This window comes from Pseudomonas sp. PS02303, from assembly GCF_029959925.1.
Classification (GTDB): Bacteria; Pseudomonadota; Gammaproteobacteria; order Pseudomonadales; family Pseudomonadaceae; genus Aquipseudomonas; species Aquipseudomonas mandelii.
The window spans coordinates 1-22181 of the sequence record NZ_JASCOM010000095.1 but is presented as its reverse complement, the minus strand read 5'-3'; the positions used below and the strand labels follow the sequence as shown (position 1 = coordinate 22181).

Below are 22181 nucleotides of genomic sequence, written 5' to 3'. Positions count from 1 at the left end.
CTGCCTGTCAGTCGACATTGATGGTGTCTGACACACCGCTATCGCGAGCAGGCTCGCCCACAGGGGGTTTGCACAGGCTCAAGGTGTCGGGGCCGTGTATCGGAGTGTGTACAGACGCCCTTGTGACACACCCCATCCATAAAACCCCGCACCAAAGACACATCGCAGATACACCCGCTTGATGAACTGTGCGTGTCGATTGGCCAAGCCGATCAAAGCGCTCAACTCACTCAGCTACGGAGTATCACCATGTTCAAGCTCTCGACTTCTTCCCTGACCCTCGGCCTGATCATCGCAGGTGGCCTGGCCCTGTCCAACGCGGCTTCGGCCTCCGAATCCGAAGCGTTCAGCATGAAACAACTGGCCCACGGCTACAGCCAAGCCCAGGCTGACACCGCGGAAAAACCGGCTGAAGGCAAATGTGGCGAAGGCAAGTGCGGCGCTGGCGAATAACCCTGTTTCGCGGGGCAACCGCTGCCCCGCCTTCCTGACTGAACGGAGATCACGCTCATGAACACCTCACTTTCATCGGCCGTGAAAGGCCTGCACCTTAACCTTGATCGTGCCGGCAGCTGGCTCGCGCCTTTGACGCTGCGGCTGTTCATTGCCTGGGAATTCTTCGAGTCGGGCCTGGAAAAATGGAACGGCGAGAACTGGTTCGCCGACATCCAGGACGCCTTCCCGTTTCCGTTTAACCACGTGCCGGCCACGCTGAACTGGGAACTGTCGATGTGGGCGGAGCTGATTTGCGCCCTGGCCATCCTGGTCGGCTTCGGAACGCGGGTGTCGGCCATCATTCTGATCGTTGTCACGATTGTCGCGACCGCTGCCGTTCACTGGCCGGCCGATTGGTCTACATTGAGTGAGCTTGCCCAGGGTTACGCCATCAGCAACAAGGGTCACGGCAACTTCAAGCTGCCGCTGATCTACCTCGCCGCCATGATGCCGTTGTTGCTCTCGGGTGCCGGCAAGCTCAGCCTGGATGCACTGTTGGCTCGATTCTTCTGGCGTCGCCATAACCGTTGACCGACCAGAGTCTCGGGCGCGTCCACCACTCCCTTGAAAAACGGAGCAATCGCCATGAGCCTCACTCTCTACGGTTTTGACGGCAGTACCTATGTGCGCACAGTGAAAATGCTGCTTGCGGAAAAAGACGCGGACTTCGACCAGGTGCAGGTCAATGTGATCAAAGGCGAGCCGCATCTGCCGGAACATTTGGTGCGGCACCCTTTTGGCAAGGTGCCCGTCATCGACCATGACGGCTTTCGGGTCATCGAAACCGGCGCGATCATCGCCTACCTGGACGAAGTCCTGCCCGGGCCGTCCATCACACCGGATAACGCCCACGACCGCGCTCGCACTCACATGGCCCAGGGCATCTACGATGCCTATGGCTATGGCAACCTGGTGCAAGTGTTCGGCTACCATCTTTTTCCTGACTTCATTGGCGGTCAGAATGAAGAGGCGCGCCGCAAAGGGATCGAACATTCGAAACGGGTGTTGCGCGAGCTGATGAAAATAAAAGGCACCGATCCGTATATCGCCGGTCTTGAACCCAGTATCGGTGACTTTTACCTGGCACCGGGCTGCGCCTACATCGCGATGACGCCGGATGCGCCACAGGTGTTTTCGGTGGACGGTTTCGACGGATGGTGGAAACGTATGCAGTCTCTGCCAAGCTACAAGGCCACGCAGCCGAAATAAGCCTCAACCTCACTCACTTGCGTAGACAGGAGCCACCATGAGCGTAACCACCCAATGGATCGAGATCGACAGCGACGAAGGCACCTTCGGCGCTTACCTGGCGATTCCGCATACTCGCAAAGGTCCGGGGATCGTGCTGATCCAGGAGATCTTCGGCGTGAATGAACACATCCGCTCGGTCGCGGAGCAATACGCCGCCGATGGTTACCTGGTGATTGCGCCGGACCTGTTCTGGCGCAACGGCCACCGTATCGAACTGGGTTACGACGAAGCGGGCTGGAAACGCGCCGTCGAGCTGATGAACGCCACCGACATCGACAAGGCGCAGGACGACATCAAACTGGCCATCGAAGCGCTCGATGCGCAACCGGGCCTGGACGGCGGCATCGCTTCCATCGGTTATTGCTTCGGCGGCTTGCTGTCCTACCTCACCGCCACTAACGGCCTGGTGGATGTGGCCATCGCCTACTACGGTGGCGGCATCCAGAACCACCTGGACCGCGCCGATGAAATCGAGGTGCCGTTGCTGATGCACTTCGGTGAACAGGACAGCCACATTCCCCTGGAAGCGGTGGAGAAAATCGCCGAGCGTTTCGACAACAACGACAACGTGGAAATCGTCGTGTACCCGGAGGCCGAGCATGGCTTCAACTGCTCGCATCGCGACAGTTACAACCAGCGTGCAGCGGCTGAGGCGCATGGCAATACGTTGATCTTTCTGGGGCAGGAGCTGTAAAGACAAGATGTGAAAAAAAGGGACTTCCATTGCTTCGTGGAAGTCCCTTTTTTGTCTGCCACTGTGATGGCCTCTTCGCGGGCAAGCCTTGCTCCTACAGTTCATGCGCCCATTTTGATATGGCGCATGATCTGTACGCGAAGGGGGCGGCGCGGTCTGAAGCCAATCAGCGGCTGATCTCTTCCACAGCATCGATCACTGGTACCTGCGGATGAGCACCGCGCTCATGCATAGGGGCCGCCGGCGTGCGGTCGATCAGCAGGCTGAGTAACTCCGGGCGGCTATAGTGGCCGCGCGAATCCATCATGCGTTTGCGCTTGTCGATAAGGCCCATGTCGAGGTCGACGATCACGTCTCCCTCGCCTTCCTGCAGCGAGCCCAGCACCACACCATCCGGGCTGATGATTGCCGTGAAGCAACCACCGGAAATCGGACCGATAGGGCAACCGGTGTCGGCCATGATTTGTGCCTGTTGCTCAGGGTTGAGCCAAGCTGTGGAGTTCACCACAAAGCACGCCGATTCGAGGGCATGCTGGCGAATGTTGACTTCCATTTGCGAGGCAAACAGCGGACCGGCAAACGACCCCGGGTACATCGAGGCGTGAATCTGTTCGCCATCGGCCATCAAGGCGTAACGGGCCAGCGGGTTGTAATGTTCCCAGCACGCCAGTTGGCCGATGCGCCCTACCACGCTGTCGACAGCGCGCAGCCCGGAGCCATCGCCCATGCCCCAGATCATCCGCTCGTGATAAGTCGGGGAAATCTTGCGCCGGTGCTGGATCAGCGTGCCATCGGCATCGAACAGCAACTGCGCGTTGTACAGCGTGCCGCCGTCACGTTCGTTGACGCCGATGGACACGACCATGCCGGCCTGTTTGGCAGCGGCGCCGATGGCATCGGTGGCGTCCGAAGGGACCGTAACGGCCTGATCCAGCAGCTTGAGGTGCTCGGCGCCCATTTCGAACGGCGCCTGCACGAAAGAAAAGTACGGGTAGTACGGCACGATGGTTTCCGGGAACACGGCGAACTGAACGCCTTGGTCACCGAGTTCAAGAATCTTCTGCACGACTTTATTGACGGTGCCTTCACGGCTGTAGAGCACTGGGCTGATTTGTACGGCGGCAGCTTTAACGAGGGTCATGGTGGTGATCTCACTGAGGGAAACGGCTTCAACGAGATCTAGATTACGGCAGTCATATCTTGTCTTAAATGTCGTATACACCACCTTTCAGGACATGATCCGATTGGCGCGCTGGATCACTTGCGGCGGTTGCCCGAACGCCCGGATAAACGCCCGACGCATACGCTCGCGATCACCAAAACCGGTGTCGCTGGCCACCACATCGATGGAGTGCCGACCGGTTTCCATCATCAGCCGGGCGGCTTCCACCCGCAGGTTTTCGATAGCTTTGGCCGGGGATTGACCGGTTTCGGCATGGAAAACCCGGCTGAACTGCCGTGGGCTGAGATTGGCTGCGCTGGCCAGCTCTTCGACCGACAGCGTTGATTTGAGGTTGTGTTTGGCATAGGTCAACGCAGCCTGGATGCGATCGGTCTTGGGCTCGAGTTCGAGCATCACCGAAAACTGCGACTGCCCTCCCGCACGACGGTGATAAACCACCAATTGCCGGGCCACCCGGCGGGCAACGTCCGCGCCCAGGTCCTTTTCCACCAGGGCCAGCGCCAGATCGACACAAGCGCTCATGCCAGCGGCGGTCCAGATATTGCCGTCATTGATGAAGATGCGGTCTTCTTCGACCCTCACTTTCGGGTACGCCCGCTGCAAGGCCGACGCATGACACCAGTGAGTCGTGGCCCGCCGACCATCCAGTAAACCCGCCTCCGCCAGCACAATCGCGCCGGTGCAGATCGAGCCCAGGCGTCGGGTGGTCAGGCTGGCGTTGCGCAAAAACTTAACCATGCCCGGTGATGTCGGCCGGATCAGGTTGTCCCCCATCACCAGCAGCGTATCGAAGGAACGCTCGTCAAACGCGCGGGTTTCCACGCCAAAACCGGCCGACGTCATTACAGAGCCGCCCTGCTCCGACAGCAGCGCAATGCTGTACACCGGCTCGTCGGCCGCCATATTGGCCAACTCGAAGGTAGCGCACATGGCCAGGCCCAGCACCTGGAAACCGGGGTAAACGATGAGTCCGATGTTGTGCATGGCGGCTGTCCGATTACGTGGCATGACGTGTTTCAAGCCATCGTAGTAGAACCCTGCCTCCGTCGAAATGGAACCAGTCGTTGGTCAAATAAGGATATGGCCTGGACCTACTTCGCCGAACCATTATGCGGTTTATAAAACCGGAACATCCCGATTTCAGCGGTTTTGATGTACTCCTTGGCCCAGTCCGGTTTCACCGTGCGGTCATGAAAATACATCGCGCCACCGGTGCGATCCGGGAGCTGCTTGTTCAGCGCCTTGCGTGCGATTTCCTTGGCCAGGGCATATTGCGTCTCTTCCTGGACCGTGTCCGGGCGCCCGTCGCACCACCACGAAAACTGGCAGCTCTTGGTCTCTGAACCTTGCTTGACCACCGCGCACACGGTGTCGGGGAAACCAGCGTGGCCGAGGCGGTTCATGACCACGTTGGCGACGGCGGCCATGTCGTCGGTGTCCTTGCCTTTGGCCTCCCAGTAGATGGAGCGGGCCATGCAGGTTATTGCATCGTCCAGTGGAGACTTGCCGGCGGGATCGACGGCCTGGACTTCGGATTGGGTGATCGCCTCGGATTTAGGCACCGGTACATCGGCGCTCTTGTCCGCGGCTTTTTGCTCAAGCACCTGAGCCTTGTCTTCAGCCACTTCTTTTTTTTGCTGCTGGTCGTCGGCAATAACCTGGCCTGCGACAAGGGTAACCACGAGGAACGCAACGGACCATTTGAAGGACATGATGGAGACACTCTGTTTGGCGTCGAGGGAAGCGCCCGTTTGGCGACTTGGCTTCAGTGTAGTAGCCAAATCATGTCAACCGCCGGACAACAAAGCGCAAAAAGGCATTGCGCGGCATGGGGTGGAATCGCGCATCATGGGCGCAGTCAATTCAAGGGAGATTTCCATGCGCGTCCTGACATCCGCTCTGCGTTTTGCCGTGTTGCCACTGGGGTTGGTGTTCGCCGCCACTGCTGTGGCCAGCGAAGAAACGCAATTGGTCGAGTCGATCAACGTTTACCGCAGCCAGGTACAGCGTTGCGCCGGTCAGGCGTCATCGGTGTTGCCGCCGCTGACGAGCGATTCGCGCCTGAACCTGTCGCCCAGCGGAGCTGTCGACTTGCAGCAGGCCATGGCTCAAGCGTCGTACCCGATGACCAACGTGCAAGCGATTATGTTGTCCGGACCGCGTGATGCACAGTCCGCCATGACGGCGATCAAGGAGAGCTTCTGCCAGGTCGTGCTGAACCCGCAATTCATCGACGTCGGTGTCAGCCACCAGGGTCGCGACTGGCGCATTGTGCTCGCGCGACCGCAATTGACCGCGCGCATGGGTGACGCCGCGGCTGAGGGCCAGAAGTTGCTGGGCTTGCTCAATACCGCCCGCGCCCAACCGCGCCAGTGCGGCGGCCAACCGTTTGCCGCGACCACGCCGCTGGCCTGGAATGCGACGTTGGCGGCCGCGGCCGAAGCGCATACCCGGGCCATGGCGAATAACAATTTCTTCGACCACAAGGACCAGGACGGTCGCACACCGGGGGATCGCGCTGAACTGGCGGGATACACCTATCAGGAAATCGGCGAGAACATCGCTGCCGGGCAAGACACCCCGCGCAAGGTCGTCGATGGCTGGCTGGCCAGCCCCGGGCATTGCGCCAACCTGATGAACCCACAGTTCCGCGAACTGGGCGCGGCCTATGCGGTTGATCCAAAGAGTGACGCCGGGATTTACTGGACAGCCATGTTTGGTACGCAATAAAGGCGATGGTCAGAGCGGTGGTTCACCGCTCTTACAACGTGTGCTGGCGGTTACCGATGTCTTTGGCTTTTTCAACTGCCCAGGCCAAAGCGTCCTCCATGTCCAACAGATGCGGACGCGGGTCATTGTCCTCTTCTATGACCGAGCCATCCGGCCGGTAAACACCGATGAACATCTTCAGGGAGCCGTCCCTCAATATCTCGGCTTTCACGTCGATCCTGCATCCGTTGGATAGCGTTTCCTTGTGTTCCTCATGGCGTTCAGTCATCGCTGTCTCCCTCTCGTGGTGAATGGATCGGGCCAGAGCATTGGACGCGCAAGCCTTGGATCGGGGCTCGCGCCGTCATTCTTTCTGAGCGTAGTAGAAGATCGGCCGGGTCAGGACTGGCCACTGATACAAGGTATTAACGCCGACAAACCTCACAGGACAGCGGCGTAATGCCACCTATACTCCATGCCACCAACCCCGTCCGGGGCCTGCACTACCAACAATAAAAAGCAGAGGTGGAACATGGTCTGGCAGCAAATCTACGATCCCTTTGGTAACCCGGTGCTTTCAACCATCATGGCGGCGGTGCCGGTGGTGGTGATGCTGGCATCGCTGGCGTTTTTCCATATCAAGGCGCATCTGGCAGCCTTGCTGGCCCTTGGCTCGGCGCTGTTGATTGCCATTTTTGCCTTCGGCATGCCCGCGGACATGGCCGGCTCGGCGGCACTCTACGGCGCCGCCAACGGCCTGCTGCCGATTGGCTGGATTGTCCTCAACATCATCTTCCTGCACCGGCTGACCACCGAAAACGGTTCGTTCAAAGTGCTGCAGGATTCCCTTGCGCGCATCACCGACGATCGACGCCTGCAACTGCTGCTGATCGCCTTCTGCTTCGGCGCCTTCTTTGAAGGGGCTGCCGGGTTCGGCACGCCGGTGGCGGTGACCGGGGCGATTCTGATCGGCTTGGGCTTCTCGCCGCTGGCCGCCTCAGGCCTGGCGCTGATCGCCAACACCGCGCCCGTGGCGTTTGGTGCACTGGGCACGCCCATCATCACCTTGGCCAAGGTCACCGGCCTGGATGAAATGGAGCTGTCGATGATGGTCGGCCGGCAGTTGCCGTTCTTCTCGGTGCTCGTGCCGTTCTGGTTGATCTGGGCCTTTGCCGGCTGGCGCAAAATGCTGGAAATCTGGCCGGCCATTCTGGTAGCCGGGGTCAGTTTCGCTGTGCCGCAGTTTCTGGTGTCCAACTACCACGGGCCGATGCTGGTGGACGTGATCGCTGCGCTGATCTCCATGGCGTGCCTGACCGGTTTCCTCAAGGTCTGGAAACCGGCCACGATCCACACCTCGGCGGCCCTGTCCGGGCGCGTCGACAACTCGAAGATCGACGAGGAGCATCAGCAAAAACCCGAGGCCAGCGGGACCTTCGCCAGCGATGCCAAACCGGCGGTGATGCGCGCCTGGATGCCGTGGATCATCCTCACCGTGTTTGTGTTCGCCTGGGGCACCCAGGGCTTCAAGAACATGTTCGACACCCGTCCGGCAATCGATCCGGCCACCAATTCGGCCAAGCTCGACCCTCAGGGCAAACCGTTGCGCGAAGCCAACCCGATCTTCGCCCCGATCGTGACCTTCACCACCATTCACCAGCAAATCGAAAAGGTGCCGCCCGTGGTGCCCGCGGCAAAAACCGAGGAAGCGGTCTACAAATTCACCTGGTTCACCAGCACCGGCAGCGGCATCCTCCTGGCGGCCATCGTCGGCGGCCTGCTGATGGGCTATTCCATCCCGCAACTGGCCCGCCAATACCTGCGAACGCTGTGGGTGGTGCGTTACTCACTCATCACCATCGTGGCCATGCTTGCGCTCGGTTTCCTCACGCGCTACTCGGGCCTCGACGCCACCATGGGCCTGGCCTTCGCCGCGACCGGCATCTTCTACCCCATGTTCGGCACCCTCCTGGGCTGGCTCGGCGTGGCGTTGACCGGCTCCGACACCGCCTCCAACGTGCTGTTCGGCGGCTTGCAACGAGTGACCGCCGAGCAACTGGGCATCAGCCCGGTGCTGATGGCCGCGGCCAACAGTTCCGGTGGGGTCATGGGCAAAATGGTCGACGCCCAGTCGATCGTGGTCGCGTCCACGGCGACTCGCTGGTACGGGCATGAAGGGGAGATTCTGCGATATGTGTTCTTCCACTCGATTGTGCTGGCGATCTTGGTCGGTGGGTTGGTGACGTTGCAGGCTTATGTGGCGCCGTTCAGCAGTATGGTGGTGGGCGGACACTAGACGTCAAAAGGTCCCAGACCCGGGCGAGTCGCCCGGGTCAGGGCTTGAAAACGCGCGGATCAAGTCAGACGGCCGCCCGACATCAACCCCTCGGTCAGCAACGACACCAACGGCTGCACCAGATGCTGAGTCCGAACATCATCACCAATCACCGCCACCTCGGTGCTGGGTAAAGTCGGCAACTTCTGCGACGGTTCCAGTATGCGCATCCCTTCCTGCAAAAATGACGTTCCCAACGCCGTAATCCCCAACCCGCCCGCAACCGCCGCCTGCACCCCCATCAAATTGCTGGCCAGGCACGCGGATGCCCATTCCCGCCCGACCGTGGCCAGGGCTTCGATCATGATGGCGCGGTACGCACAGGGCGGCCGCATCATCACCAACCGCACCGGTTTCGACGATTCGATTTGGTAATCCTTCGCGGCAATCCACACCAGCGGCTCGCGCCAGATGACTCGGCCTCGCGTGGTGCCGGAGCTGAATTTTCGCTTGGAAATAACCACGTCCAGTAGCCCGGCTTCGTAGTCGGTGAGCAGGTCGTCGCTCAAGCCTGTGGTGAGTTCGAGTTGAATGTCTGGATACAACTGGGTGAAGCGCGACAGCAGCTTGGGCAGCTGGGTCGGCACGAGGTTTTCCGAGATCCCCAAGCGCAGCAGGGTGACGGTCGCCGGCGCCTTGATGTCCCGCATGAAGGTGTCGAAATGCACCATCATTCGGCGTGCGCCTGCCAGCAGTCGCTCGCCGTCCGGGGTCAGGGTCAGGGCGCGGCTGGTGCGTTCGAAGACACGAAAACCAAGCACCTCCTCCAGCCGGATGATCTTCTGGCTCACTGCCGATTGCGACCGCGCGATCACCTCGGCAGCAGCAGTGAAACTGCCGGTCTCCGCCACGGCGATAAACGCCCGAAGCAGGTCGATCTCAAGGTCGCTGGCTTGCATGATGGATTCGCCTTTCTACTGGATGCCATTAAATTTATGCGTTTGTGTTCTAGATAGCAATTGCCGAACATCGTACTCAATCCAATACGAGGCGTTCGAAAATGGCAGTCAATAAAGCAGTAGATATTGTTGAAAGTTTCTGGCGCGAAGTCTGGCAAGCCAAGGACCCGCAAGCCGCAGCGCGCTTTGTAGCCGAAGACTTTGTGATCACGTCTGGCGGGATGGATATCGTCGGCCGCGATGCCTTTATTCAATGGATCGGTGTCTTTCTGTCGAAGATCGAAGACTTCGAATTCAGCAGTATCGAGACGTTTCAGAACGCCGAAGGCACTCGCGTTGCTTCCCGCTGGAAACTGGCCGGAAAGAACCAGGGCTTTATTGGTGGCCGCACGTGTAACAGCCCCTTTGAAATGCTCGGCACTGCGGTCTGGGAAGTTCGACCGGACGGGCTGCTGGCGCATAACTGGGTCGAGCGTAATTCGCTGGAAGTTCATCGCGATTTGATCGGGCTCTGAACTTCAACGCTTCAAGTTGCCAACTGCAGAGTTTCACCCCGCTCCCTTTGTTTGCGTCCACGCAACGCGCTCGGAGGGAGCACCCTGGTTGAATTGAAAATGACATCGACGACTTTATTCATCTTGCTTCTACAGATCCTCACGCCCCCACACGGTGCGCGACCACCTGAAGTGGTGATGGACATCCGAAGTCATCTTTATTGGGCGGCGCTGCAACTTACGACATAAAACCACATGCGTATTTATTCACATGTGAGGTGAGCCTATGGGGAATTTCGCATAGAGCGCTGTATCTCCAGAATGACCCGAGCCTGCAAGACGGCAGACGTTGCTCACACTCATCATCATGACAGGAAGCACATCATGAACATTCGAACATTACTGGCTACAACCACGCTAACCATTGCCGCGTTCACCGGTTACGCCCAGGCGGACACGCCCGACGTACCCGCCAAGCCTTATCACTACGGCATGCCGATAAACGTGGCCAAGGTCATTTCCCTTGAGGAGCCTCGTTCCGCCGATTGCGAAGTGGTCAACGCCAAACTTACTTATCTGGACGACTCCGGGAATGTCGAGGCTTTCACCTACTTCAAAATGGCCCAAGCCTGCGAAGAGCAGAACTGAATGAGGGGCTGTAAAACAAAAGCCGCATTGAACGGCAAGCCAATTGACCCGCTGGTGCATCGCATCAGCGGGTCTTTTTTTACGATGGGTTAAATAAGATCAAGCGCTGGGCAATGCCACGACTGACCGCACCTAATTGGGCAGATCAATTTTATCCAGCACTTGAGCAGCCGAACGCAGGCTTCGTCAGCTGCCACAGAAGTTGTGTTACCAGAGGAATTGGTTAACGCCCACAGCTAAGGCATCAAGCGGCCTTATCTGTAAGCCCACCGCGAACCTTCACCGCCGAAGATTGCCCCGCACCGAACACCAACCCCGAAGCAAACACCACCCCAAGAATCACGCCGCCCGCCCCCAGCAACTGCCACACATTGGGCAGCACACCGAGTATCGAGGACACCAGCATGGTGAACACAGGCGCCAGGTTGAAGAAGATCGACGTGCGCGCCGCACCGATCGCATGAATGCCTTTGAACCACAGCAAGTAGGCAATCAACGAACCACAGACCGCCAAGTAGAAAACCGCTCCATGCACAGACAGCGAAGCCGTACTGATCGAGGCCATCGGGCTTTCATAGATGAAGCCCAACACGATCAGGCCAATGACACCGAACAGCATCGAAAACGTGGTGGTTTCCAGCGGTGTCGAGTCTTTGACGAAGCGTCGGGTACCGACCATGTTGGCTGCCCAGGCGATGCTGCCGGCCAGAATGATCGCGTCGCCGGTCGCCACTTTCAGCCCGAGCAGCACCTGGATATCCCCGCGCGTGATCACCAGTCCCACGCCCAGCAATCCCAGCACCAGCCCGATGGCGCGGCCGCGATCAATGCGTTCGCCTTCCAGCAGCACCGCGAAGATCATGGTCCACAGCGGCGTGGTCGCCAGGATCAGCGCGCCGTTGATGGGCGTGGTGGTTTGCAGGCCGAAGAAGGTCGCGAGGTTGAACGCGGTAAAGCCCAGCAGGCCCAGACCGATAAACGCGGCAAGATTGTTTTTCAGCGTGGTGAGGCGCAACTTGCCCGCCAGACCGAAAATCAGCAACAGCAACAGGGTAGAAATGGCAAAGCGCTCAATGGAGGCGCTGATCGGTGCCATGCTCTTGATGATATAGGCACCGGCATTGAAGTTGGTGCCCCAGAAAAACGTCGCGCCGACGATGCCGGCATACGCGAGAGGCGTTGATTTGGACATGGCTGTTTCCTCGTCAAGTCGTGCAATGAACACGCCGCACACGGCGCGCTTCAGACCTGCTTGTCAGGTGTTGAAGAATTCTTGCAGGCTTGGCGATGGGGCAAAATTCCCCATTTATTCACCCTTCATGTGAGAAAACGCCCATGTTCGATTGGGAGGATCTTCGCTACTTCATCGTCTTCGCCCACGAGCAGTCGTTGTCGGCGGCGGCGCGCAAGCTCAAGGTCGACCACGCCACCGTGGCGCGACGCATCAGCGCGCTGGAGAGTTCGCTGAACCTCAAGCTGGTGGACCGGCGCCCTCGTTCCTATGTCATCACCGAGGACGGCGAGCGAATTGCCCAGCTCGGGCAGCGCATGGAAAGCGAGTCCTTCGCGGTGCAACGCTCGGCGCTCGCCGGGCAGGAAAGCTTTACCGGCGAAGTCACCGTCAGTGCCCCGCCCGCCCTGGCCTGCGCGTTGATAGCGCCGCGAATCAAGGCGTTGCGCACCCTGCATCCGCAACTGTCTGTGCAGTTGATCGGCAGTCTGGACAGCGCTTCGTTGTCGCGGCGCGAAGCCGATATTGCCGTGCGCCTGAGCCGCCCCAAGGAGCCGGACCTGGTGGCGCGCAAGGTGGCGACGGTGCAGTTTCACCTGTACGGCTCGGCAGATTACTTGTCCAAGACCGCCCCGGAAGATCTGGCGTTCATCGCTTACGACCAGACCATGGAGCAAACCCCGCAACAGGTCTGGCTCAAGCAACAAGCGGGGGATCGGCCGATCCTGCTGCGCAGCAATGATCTGAACATCCAGGCAACCATTGCCCAGGCAGGCGCCGGCGTTGCGGCACTGCCGTACTTCCTTGGTGAGCACTACGGATTGCAAGCGATGGAGACCGTGGGCGCGGGGCTGGCGCGTGAAGTGTGGCTGGTGGTCCACAGCGACATCCGGCACACCCCGTCGGTGCAGGCGGTGATGAGTTTTCTGGTGTCCTGTTTCGAAAACTGAGTCAGTGCGCCAAACGCTGCTTTACTGATTCAGATCCTGAACCAACGGGAAGTGCCCCCATGGAACGTCTCACCGCCAAAGACTTCGCCCCGGAACTGCTGGAGCTCTACGACTACTACGCCCACGGCAAGATCAACCGGCGCGAGTTTCTTGATCGAGCAGCGCTGTTCACCCTGGGCGGTTTGACAGCCAGTGCCCTCCTCGCCTCCCTGAGCCCGAACTACGCGCTCGCCGAGCAGGTTGAATTCACCGACCCGGACATCCTCCCCGAGTACATTTCCTATCCATCACCCAAGGGCCACGGCAATGTCCGCGGCTATCTGGTGCGCCCGGCCAAAGCCACCGGCAAGGTGCCGGCGGTGTTGGTCGTGCATGAAAACCGTGGGCTCAACCCTTACATCGAGGACGTCGCCCGGCGCGTTGCCAAAGCGGGGTTTATTGCCCTCGCACCCGATGGCCTGAGTTCGGTGGGCGGCTATCCGGGCAACGATGAAAAAGGCAAAGAGTTACAAGCGACTGTCGATCCGGAAAAGCTGATGAATGACTTTTTCGCCGCCATTGACTGGTTGATGAAAAATGACAAGACCACGGGGAAGGTCGGCATCACCGGGTTCTGCTATGGCGGCGGCGTCTCCAATGCGGCGGCGGTGGCCTACCCGGAACTGGCGGCGGCCGTGCCCTTTTATGGCCGTCAGCCAAAGGCTGAGGATGTGCCGAAAATCAAGGCGCCGCTGCTGTTGCATTACGGCGAACTGGACAAGGGCATCAATGAAGGATGGCCGGCGTATGAGAAAGCGTTGAAAGCGTCGGGCAAAACTTACGAGGCATTCATTTACGCAGGCTGCAATCACGGTTTTCATAACGATTCCACGCCTCGCTACGATGAAGCCGCCGCGAAGCTCGCGTGGGACAGGACCGTGGCCTGGTTCAACAAATACCTGGTTTAGGCTGCTGTTTGCAGGTGTGGGCTACACCGTTATCAATTGCTTCGATCTTTTAAATCATGAAGCCGAATTTCTTATTTTTCAGCGGCGAGTTCAGGATGGCGCCACTTCTGATTATTCGGGCGAAAGCTTCATGAACATCAATTTTGCGTTTGCGTGCTTGATCGTGGTGTCGTTTGCGATTGCCCTGGGGCATGGCTGATCGCTCAGGCGTGCGCTTGCACCACTTCGATTCCCAGCTTGCGATAGTCGTCGATGTCGCCTGACGCCACGTGACGCTCGGTAATCAGAGTGTGCAAACGTGAGCACGGCACTACGATGTACGGTTCCACCGCACCCAATTTGTCCGCCGTGGTGACGGCGATCACTTGAGAGGCACTGTCAAACAGCGCCTGCTTCACTGGCACCTCATCAAAATGCAGCGAGCTGATGCCGACCTCCGGATGAATCGCACAAACCCCGGTAAACAGCACGTCAGCCTTGATGCCCTGCAACAAGCGCACGGTCTCGTGACCGCTGACCGACATCGTCGCCAGGTTAAGTTGCCCACCCGCCAGAATCACCTTGATGCCTGGGTATTCCGCGAGGGTAATCGCGGTTAACGGCGATGTGGTGATGGCCGTGATGGAAATAGTCGAAGGCAAGGACCGGGCGATCTGCAGCGTGGTACTCCCCGAATCGAACATCACGATCTGACCATCCCGGACGTGTCGCGCGGCGAGTTGTGCGAGGTGCACTTTCACCTCGTCGGTTTCACCTACCCGAGTGAGGAAATCCTTGCCCGTATCCTTGGGCCGAGGCAGCGCGCCACCGTGCACGCGTTGCACCAGACCGGCGCTGTGCAGCTCCGACAGGTCGCGACGAATGGTGTCTTCCGAAACGGCGAAATGCTGGCTCAATTCAGAGGCCATGACCTTGCCGTCGCGCTCGAGGATCAGGAGGATTTTTTGCCGGCGCACAGAAGGAAGCTCGGTGGCCGAATGCTGATCTTGCATGTTTATGCCTGAGTTTGCGTGTTTGTGCGAGATTAGCCAAACCCTTGCGTAAACACAATCGCGGTTTTGTTTTCTGGCAAACTCCCCGGCGTCTCCCCCAGAGCAGTCAGCCCATGCCCTTCGCCCTTGTCTCAAACGGTTCACTCCTCACGCCTGAGCAGCCCGACGTAACCGTGCCCTGGTGGAGTTTCACCAAGACAGTTCTCGCCGCCGCAGCGTTGTCGCTGGTGCGTGATGGATTGATCGGTCTGGATGAGGGAGTGCCTGAAGGCCCGTTCACGTTGCGTCAACTGCTGCGGCATGAAGCCGGATTGGCGGATTACAGTGAACTCGCCGATTACCACACCGCCGTCGCGCGCCATGAGACACCGTGGTCAGCCGCTGAAATGCTGCAGCGTCTTGATGCGACCAGGTTACGTTATGCACCCGGAGACGGCTGGCGATACTCGAACGTCGGCTACTTGTTCATCGCCAGGCTCATTGCGCGCGTCACCGGGCTGAGACTTGAAGAAGCGCTGACGCAACGCGTGTTTGCCCCGCTCGGTTTATCGCGCATCCGCCTCGCCACGACCCGCGCCGATCTGGCGTACGTCAACATGGGAGCGGCTTCGACTTACGACCCGGGCTGGGTTTATCACGGTTTGCTGGTCGGCCCGCTTGTTGAAGCGGCCCTGTGTCTGGATCGTCTATTGGACGGGCATCTGTTGCCGCAATCACTGCTGCGGGAGATGCAAACGGTACGCACGCTGGGCGGACCGATCGCTGGGCGTCCCTGGGTTGCTCCGGGATACGGCCTCGGTCTGATGCAGGGCATGGTGGAAAGTGGCCTGACCTTGAGTGGTCACACGGGAGTCGGACCGGGCAGCATCATTGCGGTTTACCGCTGCATTGATGGAAACCGCACGGCGAGTTGCGCGGTTTTTGATGAAAGCGGCAACGAAGGGGCTGTGGAGGCCGAGGTCGTGCGCCACCTGATATGCGCGGCACTTGAATAAACCTGAAAATCATCTGACCGCCCTTCCTCAAAAAAGGAGCGTTGAGGCCTCGATGCGTTGAACTCACCAATATCCTGTGGCGAGGGAGCTTGCTCCCGCTGGGGTGCGAAGCGGCCCCAAAATCCGCAACCCGGATCATTCAGATAAACCGCGAGCACTGGATTTACGACGGCTGCGCAGCCGAACGGGAGCAAGCTCCCTCGCCACAGGTACAGAAGCGGTCACACCTCAATGTGTGGAATTCACAAGTAAGTTATTGATCACGTTGAATGTGCATCAGTAACTGGCGACTTGCGCCCCATTACCAGACGTCACCAACGCCTTCAACGACGCATCAAACTGCTTCAACGCATTCACCTGCACCGCATTTTGCTGGTCGATTTGCGCAGCAATTTCCGGGGCAGCTTTGCCATGCACCCACACCGAAGGCATCTGCTGCTCACGTGAGCCTTCAGCCTTGCCGATGTATTGCAGGTTCGAGTCGTAGAACTTGGCGAGGAATCGCGCTTCAACCTGGTTGTTGCGCTTGGACACTAGACGGTTGTAGGTGTCGAGCATCACCACCACATCGGGATGGGCTTGTACCAGGGCGTCGAGATTGTCGTAGACGGTCACCGAAGCAAATTGTTTTTGCAGCGACCCCATCAGCCAGTTGATCGCCCGCTTCGGATCGGAGCTGTTGACGAAGGCGCTGCTGATGCGCGAATCCAGCGCCGGGTTCTTCGCCCCATTCAACGCGACCGAATGGTACTGCTCAAGGTATTCGATCGTGTTGAGGGTGTTTTCGCTGTAGAGCACGCCCACCGATTGAGTGGGTTGCAAGCTGGCGGGGCTGTCGCCCATCGGCAGGAAATGGCAGGACGGGTCGGCCGCGTAGGCCGGCACGGTGGCGGCAACACTGCCGGTCAATACGGCGACAAGGGCCAGCAAGGTAGAGATTCTCATCGCGCAGGTTCCTTCAGGGGCGACTTTGGTATGACGCTATCCTCCTCTCATGACAAAAAAACAGAACTTGCATTCCTTGATGGTGATTATTGATTAAACGAATGGTTGCGTACCGAGGCGTCAGGCGTGACTCCGTGGGGTGAGAAGTGACGTCGAGTGGATATCTGCGTGAAGCCGATTATGCTTCAAGAAACCTTGCAGCGATGCGAGGCGGTCAACCTGTGTGCATGCTTCGTGCAATCCGTAATCCGACGACATCAGCCCAAGGGCCTGGGTGCGGCAAGAAAGGTAACGAGGTACTCCGGCCTATAACAAGAACGACGGAGAAGACTCATGGCCGCAATCGACAACACCTCCACGGGCAGCGCGCCCCAACGCGGTATAACCAAGGAGGAGCGCAAGGTCATTTTTGCCTCGTCCCTGGGCACCGTGTTCGAGTGGTACGACTTCTACCTTTACGGCTCCCTGGCCGCGATCATCGCCAAGCATTTCTTTGCCGGGGTCAATGAGACAACGTCCTTCATCTTCGCGCTGCTCGCGTTCGCTGCGGGTTTCGCGGTGCGTCCCTTCGGCGCCATCGTGTTCGGGCGCCTGGGTGACATGATCGGACGCAAGCACACGTTCCTCATCACCATTGTGATCATGGGTGTCTCCACCGCCGTCGTCGGTTTTCTGCCCGGCTACGCGACCATTGGCGTGGCGGCGCCGATCATCCTGATCACCTTGCGCCTGTTGCAAGGCCTGGCGCTGGGCGGTGAGTACGGTGGCGCGGCGACCTACGTCGCGGAGCATGCGCCGAAAGGCAAACGCGGTTATTTCACCTCATGGATTCAAACCACCGCGACCCTGGGCCTGTTCCTTTCGCTGCTGGTGATCCTTGCTTGCCGGACGATCCTGGGCAACGAAGCTTTCGAGGCCTGGGGCTGGCGGATTCCGTTTCTGCTGTCGATCCTGCTGCTGATTGTGTCGGTGTACATCCGCTTGCAGCTCAGCGAATCACCGGTATTCGTGAAAATGAAGGCAGAGGGCAAGTCTTCCAAGGCGCCGCTGACCGAATCCTTCGCCCGCTGGGATAACCTGAAAATCGTGATCATGGCCCTGCTCGGCGGTACGGCCGGCCAAGCCGTCGTCTGGTACACCGGGCAGTTTTACGCGCTGTTCTTCCTGCTGCAGACACTGAAGATCGACGCGCAGACGGCTAACCTGCTGATTGCTGGCTCGCTGCTGATCGGCACGCCGTTCTTCGTCATCTTCGGCAGCCTGTCCGACCGTATCGGCCGCAAAGGCATCATCATGGCCGGCTGCATCCTCGCAGCATTGACCTACTTCCCGATCTTCCATGCGTTGACTCAGTACGGAAACCCCGACGTGTTCGTCGCGCAGGAGAAGAACCCGGTCACGGTGATCGCCGATCCCGACCAGTGCTCGTTCCAGTTCGACCCGGTGGGCAAGGCCAAATTCACCAGTTCCTGCGACCTCGCCAAGACCGTGCTGGCCAAACGGGCCATTCCCTACAAGAACGAAAAGGCTGAACCGGGCACGGTCGCGCAGGTGCGCATCGGCGATAAAGTGCTTCAGAGTTTCGAGGGCACCGGCATGCCGGCCGCCGACTTCAAGGCCAAGAACGACGCGTTCACCGCCACTCTCGGCACCGCCCTCAAAGAAGCCGGTTACCCCGAGAAAGCCGACCCGGCCAAGACCAACTACCCGATGGTGCTGTTGCTTCTGACCATCCTCGTGATCTACGTGACCATGGTCTACGGTCCGATTGCCGCCTGGCTGGTGGAACTGTTCCCGGCGCGCATCCGCTACACCTCGATGTCGCTGCCCTACCACATCGGCAACGGCTGGTTCGGCGGCTTCCTGCCGACGGTGGCGTTCGCCATGGTCGCGGCCACGGGTGATATCTACTACGGCCTCTGGTACCCGATTGTCATCGCCGTGATGACCGCCGTCCTGGGCATATTCTTCATGCCGGAAACCAAGGATCGGGAGATTCATCACACATAAAACGGGCACCTGCCCTCTCGTGAGCGAGAGGGCAGGCCTTTTTAATGCACGCAGATGGATTAAATGCCGTCGCGGCTCATAAACGAATTGAACCCCACGCCTCATCGTGTTTTCGAAACTCCATAAGCGCCGATCTTTGATCACGAGCAGCGCCATTGGAGAGGAATTCCCGATGAACCGTAGACTGCTGTTTCTGCTCGCCAGCCTGAGCCCCACGCTGGTATTCGCTGAAGGCTGTGACGTCCTGACCCGATCCCAAAGCCCTTCCGTTCCGGTGGTCGAGTCCCATAGTTGCTATGAGTACGAAGGCATGCCGGTAAATGCCATCGATTGGTCATGCAGCAACGAGAGCAAGGACATGCTCACCAGCACCAAGAAAAAAGTCGACCAGTGCGACGATCATTATCAGGCCTCCTGCATCGCGACCCTGACCCAGGAATCCCTGGCCAACCCTCACTCCACCAGCAAGGACAAGAACAGCAAGTCGCTGAACATCCCCGACAACGCTCAGGTCACCACGTATTACTACGGTGCGGAACACTTGGCCCAATCGAAGACTGATTGCGAATCGGGCGGTGGACACTGGAAAACGAAATGATGCCACTGGCTGATACGTCGCCGTTACATCGCGCGATTCGCTGTATCCGCGGTGTTACCTTACCGACCGTGTTGTCACTTCTGCGGTGCCCGGCGGGCCAATAGAGTATTGGCTTCGGTGTGTTGGCCGGGTCGAGAACGTCTTGACCCGACTGTCCGCCGATCCCCCCATCACGGAAGAGGTGACACCATGAGTTTCGTAACCGTTGAAAAAAACCAGAGCAGCGCCCCGTCGGAAGCCGATATGAAAAAGGCCATGACTGAATCTGGCGGCAAACCCGGGGAAGTCACCGGGACCAACGCGGCCCGGAAGCTGACTTACACCGGCACGGTCAATCACACCGTATATGAGAACAAGCTGATCGAGATTGCCAAGGGCAAACGAACCAGCTGGAACTTCGTCTGGGCCGACGCGAAGGTGAGTAGCCCGACTGCATGAAGCTACGGTGGGGCGGTCGCACGGCCGCTCCGCTGTTTCAACTCACAGATTCCCTTGATACAACCCGGTTACGCAGGCTGTTACCTTGCTGGTTTAACCGCCCTCCCCGCTGTAACGCCAAGACACTTCGCCGCCCTGAATCCTGCGCCTACTGTGAAGCCGTCAATGTGTTTAGAGGGTGCTGCCCGATCACTTGTCGGATTCGCTGCCCGCTGCCCATTGATTGCCCAACACAACCAAGGAAGAGGAAAGCCATGAGTAAGTCGAGCGCTGTAAGCAAGCAAGCTCTGCAACTTCACAATGATGTGCAAGAGGCCCTCAAGTCGTTCCAGAGCATTGCCCCCACGGCTCTGAAAACGTCGGACTACTGCAAGGTGTTGACGTCAACCCTGGCAGCCACGCAAAAGTCCGTCACGATCGAGATCGCAGCCGATGACCTGACCCTTCTCAAGCAGTCAGGCTACAAGCTGTGCTTCGCCAAGAAAGTCGGCAACGAAGCCTATAACGTTGTCTGGCAGTCCTATGACAAGTACCTGAGCAACAACGGCTTCAGCTGGACCCCGCAATACCAACTGTTCGGGTCCAATACTTTTCAGGCTGACGTGACGGTGAAGGTGTCGACCAACATCGTCACGATCGGCCTGGGGCAACAATCGATACTTAGCCCGGAAGGCTTGCTGGGCCAGGCGGTAACCGGCGGCCCAGACATATCCATTACCCTGGATAACGAATACGGCCCGATCCACCCCGGCATCAACCAGTTGTCAGTCGGCATCGACGGCACGCAGGTCAGCACGCCGATCTACGTCGCCACCAAGCAGGTGGTCACCGGCAATATCGTTTTGACCCCTGTCGAGGCCATTCTCGTGTGGTTCGAACAGAACGTGCAGACCAGCACCATGTTCAGCACGTCGCGGTCCAAGGCCATCGAAATCGACCTGACTGTCGTTAACGATGCAACCCGTCGCTACGAAGACGGTGCATGGAAAACCGTGTAATCGTCGCACCGGGGGCAACCTCGCGGTTGCCCCTTCCTCTCAAGAAACATCACCGCTTCCCCGGGCGAAATAGCCCGTCAACGACCGACAGATGGACTCCGCCAGATCTTCCTGGGTCGCGATGCCGTAAGGTTGATTGCGATCGAACTGCTCGGACCAGCGGATCCGCCCCTGTGCGACATCAATCAGGCGCACCGATGCCCGGACTCGGCTCGGTTCCACCCGCACGCTGCCCTCAAGGGAATAGTTACCGCGCCCGGCACGCACAACGTCCAGTGCCTTGACACTGGAGCGTGACACTTTCATCAGCACGTGGTTGCCATGGCTTTGCGTCTGCTCGAACGACTCGAAAAGCCGGCAGCTCAATTCTTCAGACAAGCCCTTGGTGAAGTCATCGCCGTCACGGGTGATGCAGGTAAACGGCTGAATCTGCAAAACAGGATGGCGCATCGAGATGGTTTTGGGTCTGATCCGCTGGTAAGCCAGCCGATAACAACCGGCCGGAATGCTCAGGCGTACCGGGTCTTGCTGCCCGAGGGTGGCGTAATGGATCGCGAGTTTGCGCCGCAACCGGCCCACCTGCACGCGCACCACCGGATCGTCTCCGGTGCAGTAAACAGCCGGGTCACGGCGAAACACGGCGATGCCGATGGCATGCTCGGTGAGTGGGATAGTGGAAAACTGAAGATCGTGATCGACCAGGAAACGCAGCAAACTGCCCATGCGCCTGGACTTGGCAAACACCGGACTGGCCAGCAACAGCGCCAGCACCCGCTCTATCTCTTCGTGATCGAGTGGCTCGGGAACGCCCTCGGCACTTGAATGGCCTACGTGCTTGATTACCATTGCCTGCCTCCGTGCAGGTTACCGACAATCGCTCGCCACCCCTGTAGAAGTGGATATTGATACTGAAGTCGTACTCCATGGCCACGCTCAACGCCCGATCCCGTAAAGGCTCGGACGCTGCAACGTCGAAGCTTAGCAGTGGTTACGCAATGGCGAAGATATTGTGCTGATCGCGGCGTTTTCCCGGGTAATCAGCAGCAACGCGTGGTGCATTGCTTGCCGCCGTAGCGGGCTTCCTGACGCTCGCGAAGAAACGCCGAATGGCTCATCACCGGTTCTTCGGGGTGTTTGAGCGCCATCTGGGCGACATAGTTGTCGTAATCAGGGACGCCGACCATCAAACGCGCGCTCTGGCTGAGGAAGCGGGCGGCTTGCTGCAGTTTACGGATCATGGCAACGCTCTCATTGTGAGGGGGGACAGGGCCATGAAAGCGCACTTTTGTATCTGGAATGTGTCCGTTCGGCCGAGATATGTATCGGAACCTGTAGGAGCCAGGCTTGCCGGCGAAGGCGTACTTGAGAG

Annotated in this window: 25 protein-coding genes; 15 read left to right on the top strand and 10 right to left on the bottom strand. The window is 59.0% G+C overall.

Going from position 1 to position 22181, the window contains the following annotated elements; translation table 11 throughout:
* The first annotated feature begins 249 nt into the window (after positions 1 to 249).
* The 4 genes from QMX98_RS19705 to QMX98_RS19690 are packed head-to-tail and all read left to right on the top strand — an operon-like array spanning position 250 to position 2440.
* Positions 250 to 453: a hypothetical protein gene (locus QMX98_RS19705; protein ID WP_077750139.1), complete on the top strand. Its 204-nt coding sequence runs from the start codon at positions 250 to 252 to the stop codon at positions 451 to 453.
* Positions 454 to 510: 57 nt separating this feature from the next.
* On the top strand, positions 511 to 1026 hold the full coding sequence (locus QMX98_RS19700) for a DoxX family protein (RefSeq protein ID WP_083376973.1): 516 nt from the start codon (positions 511 to 513) through the stop codon (positions 1024 to 1026).
* A gap of 54 nt (positions 1027 to 1080) precedes the next feature.
* Positions 1081 to 1704, top strand: a complete 624-nt coding sequence (locus QMX98_RS19695; RefSeq protein ID WP_010459543.1) for a glutathione S-transferase family protein — start codon at positions 1081 to 1083, stop codon at positions 1702 to 1704.
* Positions 1705 to 1741: 37 nt separating this feature from the next.
* Complete coding sequence (locus QMX98_RS19690) at positions 1742 to 2440, top strand: dienelactone hydrolase family protein (RefSeq protein WP_010459541.1); 699 nt, start codon at positions 1742 to 1744, stop codon at positions 2438 to 2440.
* A 166-nt stretch (positions 2441 to 2606) separates the two neighbouring features.
* Here the strand turns inward: QMX98_RS19690 and QMX98_RS19685 are convergent, their stop codons facing one another.
* The 3 genes from QMX98_RS19685 to QMX98_RS19675 all read right to left on the bottom strand — a co-directional run bounded on the left by QMX98_RS19685 (position 2607) and on the right by QMX98_RS19675 (position 5335).
* Complete coding sequence (locus QMX98_RS19685; RefSeq protein ID WP_282411282.1) at positions 2607 to 3581, bottom strand: nitrilase-related carbon-nitrogen hydrolase; 975 nt, start codon at positions 3579 to 3581, stop codon at positions 2607 to 2609.
* A gap of 87 nt (positions 3582 to 3668) precedes the next feature.
* A complete protein-coding gene (locus QMX98_RS19680) occupies positions 3669 to 4607 on the bottom strand; it encodes a GlxA family transcriptional regulator (RefSeq protein WP_282411281.1) in 939 nt (312 codons plus the stop codon).
* Between the two features lie 107 nt (positions 4608 to 4714).
* Positions 4715 to 5335, bottom strand: coding sequence for a cell wall hydrolase (locus QMX98_RS19675; RefSeq protein ID WP_145309332.1), 621 nt, complete (start codon positions 5333 to 5335; stop codon positions 4715 to 4717).
* Between the two features lie 166 nt (positions 5336 to 5501).
* Here QMX98_RS19675 and QMX98_RS19670 point away from each other — a divergent pair, with 166 nt between their 5' ends.
* On the top strand, positions 5502 to 6353 hold the full coding sequence (locus QMX98_RS19670) for a CAP domain-containing protein (protein WP_282411280.1): 852 nt from the start codon (positions 5502 to 5504) through the stop codon (positions 6351 to 6353).
* A 31-nt stretch (positions 6354 to 6384) separates the two neighbouring features.
* On the opposite strand, the gene QMX98_RS19665 is transcribed toward QMX98_RS19670, so the two are convergent.
* Complete coding sequence (locus QMX98_RS19665; protein ID WP_077750135.1) at positions 6385 to 6621, bottom strand: hypothetical protein; 237 nt, start codon at positions 6619 to 6621, stop codon at positions 6385 to 6387.
* A 243-nt stretch (positions 6622 to 6864) separates the two neighbouring features.
* On the opposite strand from QMX98_RS19665, the gene QMX98_RS19660 reads away from it, so the two are divergent.
* Positions 6865 to 8628, top strand: coding sequence for an L-lactate permease (locus tag QMX98_RS19660; protein ID WP_282411279.1), 1764 nt, complete (start codon positions 6865 to 6867; stop codon positions 8626 to 8628).
* A 59-nt stretch (positions 8629 to 8687) separates the two neighbouring features.
* On the opposite strand, the gene QMX98_RS19655 is transcribed toward QMX98_RS19660, so the two are convergent.
* On the bottom strand, positions 8688 to 9566 hold the full coding sequence (locus QMX98_RS19655; protein ID WP_010459531.1) for a LysR substrate-binding domain-containing protein: 879 nt from the start codon (positions 9564 to 9566) through the stop codon (positions 8688 to 8690).
* A 101-nt stretch (positions 9567 to 9667) separates the two neighbouring features.
* Between QMX98_RS19655 and QMX98_RS19650 the strand changes: the two genes are divergently transcribed.
* Both QMX98_RS19650 and QMX98_RS19645 read left to right on the top strand, forming a co-directional pair.
* On the top strand, positions 9668 to 10081 hold the full coding sequence (locus QMX98_RS19650; protein WP_145309334.1) for a nuclear transport factor 2 family protein: 414 nt from the start codon (positions 9668 to 9670) through the stop codon (positions 10079 to 10081).
* A 363-nt stretch (positions 10082 to 10444) separates the two neighbouring features.
* Complete coding sequence (locus QMX98_RS19645; RefSeq protein WP_282411278.1) at positions 10445 to 10708, top strand: DUF2790 domain-containing protein; 264 nt, start codon at positions 10445 to 10447, stop codon at positions 10706 to 10708.
* Positions 10709 to 10952: 244 nt separating this feature from the next.
* On the opposite strand, the gene QMX98_RS19640 is transcribed toward QMX98_RS19645, so the two are convergent.
* Entirely contained in the window at positions 10953 to 11900 is a 948-nt protein-coding gene (locus tag QMX98_RS19640; protein ID WP_221109293.1) for a DMT family transporter, read from the bottom strand.
* A gap of 143 nt (positions 11901 to 12043) precedes the next feature.
* On the opposite strand from QMX98_RS19640, the gene QMX98_RS19635 reads away from it, so the two are divergent.
* Both QMX98_RS19635 and yghX read left to right on the top strand, forming a co-directional pair.
* The gene (locus tag QMX98_RS19635; RefSeq protein ID WP_282411277.1) at positions 12044 to 12889 is read left to right on the top strand and encodes a LysR family transcriptional regulator; all 846 of its coding nucleotides are present in this window, start codon (positions 12044 to 12046) and stop codon (positions 12887 to 12889) included.
* Positions 12890 to 12948: 59 nt separating this feature from the next.
* Positions 12949 to 13836: a YghX family hydrolase gene (gene yghX / locus QMX98_RS19630; RefSeq protein ID WP_010459524.1), complete on the top strand. Its 888-nt coding sequence runs from the start codon at positions 12949 to 12951 to the stop codon at positions 13834 to 13836.
* Between the two features lie 203 nt (positions 13837 to 14039).
* Here yghX and QMX98_RS19625 read toward each other — a convergent pair whose 3' ends face one another.
* Complete coding sequence (locus tag QMX98_RS19625) at positions 14040 to 14828, bottom strand: DeoR/GlpR family DNA-binding transcription regulator (RefSeq protein ID WP_010459523.1); 789 nt, start codon at positions 14826 to 14828, stop codon at positions 14040 to 14042.
* A gap of 113 nt (positions 14829 to 14941) precedes the next feature.
* Here QMX98_RS19625 and QMX98_RS19620 point away from each other — a divergent pair, with 113 nt between their 5' ends.
* Positions 14942 to 15823 carry a serine hydrolase domain-containing protein gene (locus QMX98_RS19620; protein ID WP_282411276.1) on the top strand — a complete coding sequence of 294 codons (882 nt, stop codon included), beginning with the start codon at positions 14942 to 14944 and terminating at the stop codon, positions 15821 to 15823.
* A gap of 276 nt (positions 15824 to 16099) precedes the next feature.
* Here the strand turns inward: QMX98_RS19620 and QMX98_RS19615 are convergent, their stop codons facing one another.
* Complete coding sequence (locus QMX98_RS19615) at positions 16100 to 16768, bottom strand: ATPase (RefSeq protein ID WP_083376981.1); 669 nt, start codon at positions 16766 to 16768, stop codon at positions 16100 to 16102.
* Positions 16769 to 17101: 333 nt separating this feature from the next.
* On the opposite strand from QMX98_RS19615, the gene QMX98_RS19610 reads away from it, so the two are divergent.
* The 4 genes from QMX98_RS19610 to QMX98_RS19595 all read left to right on the top strand — a co-directional run bounded on the left by QMX98_RS19610 (position 17102) and on the right by QMX98_RS19595 (position 20812).
* On the top strand, positions 17102 to 18778 hold the full coding sequence (locus tag QMX98_RS19610) for an MFS transporter (RefSeq protein WP_010459519.1): 1677 nt from the start codon (positions 17102 to 17104) through the stop codon (positions 18776 to 18778).
* 172 nt (positions 18779 to 18950) lie between these two features.
* Positions 18951 to 19376, top strand: a complete 426-nt coding sequence (locus QMX98_RS19605) for a hypothetical protein (RefSeq protein WP_083376983.1) — start codon at positions 18951 to 18953, stop codon at positions 19374 to 19376.
* Positions 19377 to 19565: 189 nt separating this feature from the next.
* Positions 19566 to 19814, top strand: a complete 249-nt coding sequence (locus QMX98_RS19600) for a hypothetical protein (protein WP_010459515.1) — start codon at positions 19566 to 19568, stop codon at positions 19812 to 19814.
* 254 nt (positions 19815 to 20068) lie between these two features.
* On the top strand, positions 20069 to 20812 hold the full coding sequence (locus QMX98_RS19595; RefSeq protein WP_077750124.1) for a hypothetical protein: 744 nt from the start codon (positions 20069 to 20071) through the stop codon (positions 20810 to 20812).
* 39 nt (positions 20813 to 20851) lie between these two features.
* On the opposite strand, the gene QMX98_RS19590 is transcribed toward QMX98_RS19595, so the two are convergent.
* Positions 20852 to 21658: a hypothetical protein gene (locus QMX98_RS19590; protein WP_077750123.1), complete on the bottom strand. Its 807-nt coding sequence runs from the start codon at positions 21656 to 21658 to the stop codon at positions 20852 to 20854.
* 191 nt (positions 21659 to 21849) lie between these two features.
* Positions 21850 to 22050 carry a YbdD/YjiX family protein gene (locus tag QMX98_RS19585; protein WP_010459510.1) on the bottom strand — a complete coding sequence of 67 codons (201 nt, stop codon included), beginning with the start codon at positions 22048 to 22050 and terminating at the stop codon, positions 21850 to 21852.
* Positions 22051 to 22181 lie beyond the last annotated feature (131 nt).

Bases quoted from the DNA above. Each gene is read 5' to 3' on its own strand.
- QMX98_RS19705 (WP_077750139.1), top strand. From the start codon at position 250: ATGTTCAAGCTCTCGACTTCTTCCCTGACCCTCGGCCTGATCATCGCA.
- QMX98_RS19700 (WP_083376973.1), top strand. From the start codon at position 511: ATGAACACCTCACTTTCATCGGCCGTGAAAGGCCTGCACCTTAACCTT.
- QMX98_RS19695 (WP_010459543.1), top strand. From the start codon at position 1,081: ATGAGCCTCACTCTCTACGGTTTTGACGGCAGTACCTATGTGCGCACA.
- QMX98_RS19690 (WP_010459541.1), top strand. From the start codon at position 1,742: ATGAGCGTAACCACCCAATGGATCGAGATCGACAGCGACGAAGGCACC.
- QMX98_RS19685 (WP_282411282.1), bottom strand. From the start codon at position 3,581: ATGACCCTCGTTAAAGCTGCCGCCGTACAAATCAGCCCAGTGCTCTAC.
- QMX98_RS19680 (WP_282411281.1), bottom strand. From the start codon at position 4,607: ATGCACAACATCGGACTCATCGTTTACCCCGGTTTCCAGGTGCTGGGC.
- QMX98_RS19675 (WP_145309332.1), bottom strand. From the start codon at position 5,335: ATGTCCTTCAAATGGTCCGTTGCGTTCCTCGTGGTTACCCTTGTCGCA.
- QMX98_RS19670 (WP_282411280.1), top strand. From the start codon at position 5,502: ATGCGCGTCCTGACATCCGCTCTGCGTTTTGCCGTGTTGCCACTGGGG.
- QMX98_RS19665 (WP_077750135.1), bottom strand. From the start codon at position 6,621: ATGACTGAACGCCATGAGGAACACAAGGAAACGCTATCCAACGGATGC.
- QMX98_RS19660 (WP_282411279.1), top strand. From the start codon at position 6,865: ATGGTCTGGCAGCAAATCTACGATCCCTTTGGTAACCCGGTGCTTTCA.
- QMX98_RS19655 (WP_010459531.1), bottom strand. From the start codon at position 9,566: ATGCAAGCCAGCGACCTTGAGATCGACCTGCTTCGGGCGTTTATCGCC.
- QMX98_RS19650 (WP_145309334.1), top strand. From the start codon at position 9,668: ATGGCAGTCAATAAAGCAGTAGATATTGTTGAAAGTTTCTGGCGCGAA.
- QMX98_RS19645 (WP_282411278.1), top strand. From the start codon at position 10,445: ATGAACATTCGAACATTACTGGCTACAACCACGCTAACCATTGCCGCG.
- QMX98_RS19640 (WP_221109293.1), bottom strand. From the start codon at position 11,900: ATGTCCAAATCAACGCCTCTCGCGTATGCCGGCATCGTCGGCGCGACG.
- QMX98_RS19635 (WP_282411277.1), top strand. From the start codon at position 12,044: ATGTTCGATTGGGAGGATCTTCGCTACTTCATCGTCTTCGCCCACGAG.
- yghX (WP_010459524.1), top strand. From the start codon at position 12,949: ATGGAACGTCTCACCGCCAAAGACTTCGCCCCGGAACTGCTGGAGCTC.
- QMX98_RS19625 (WP_010459523.1), bottom strand. From the start codon at position 14,828: ATGCAAGATCAGCATTCGGCCACCGAGCTTCCTTCTGTGCGCCGGCAA.
- QMX98_RS19620 (WP_282411276.1), top strand. From the start codon at position 14,942: ATGCCCTTCGCCCTTGTCTCAAACGGTTCACTCCTCACGCCTGAGCAG.
- QMX98_RS19615 (WP_083376981.1), bottom strand. From the start codon at position 16,768: ATGAGAATCTCTACCTTGCTGGCCCTTGTCGCCGTATTGACCGGCAGT.
- QMX98_RS19610 (WP_010459519.1), top strand. From the start codon at position 17,102: ATGGCCGCAATCGACAACACCTCCACGGGCAGCGCGCCCCAACGCGGT.
- QMX98_RS19605 (WP_083376983.1), top strand. From the start codon at position 18,951: ATGAACCGTAGACTGCTGTTTCTGCTCGCCAGCCTGAGCCCCACGCTG.
- QMX98_RS19600 (WP_010459515.1), top strand. From the start codon at position 19,566: ATGAGTTTCGTAACCGTTGAAAAAAACCAGAGCAGCGCCCCGTCGGAA.
- QMX98_RS19595 (WP_077750124.1), top strand. From the start codon at position 20,069: ATGAGTAAGTCGAGCGCTGTAAGCAAGCAAGCTCTGCAACTTCACAAT.
- QMX98_RS19590 (WP_077750123.1), bottom strand. From the start codon at position 21,658: ATGGTAATCAAGCACGTAGGCCATTCAAGTGCCGAGGGCGTTCCCGAG.
- QMX98_RS19585 (WP_010459510.1), bottom strand. From the start codon at position 22,050: ATGATCCGTAAACTGCAGCAAGCCGCCCGCTTCCTCAGCCAGAGCGCG.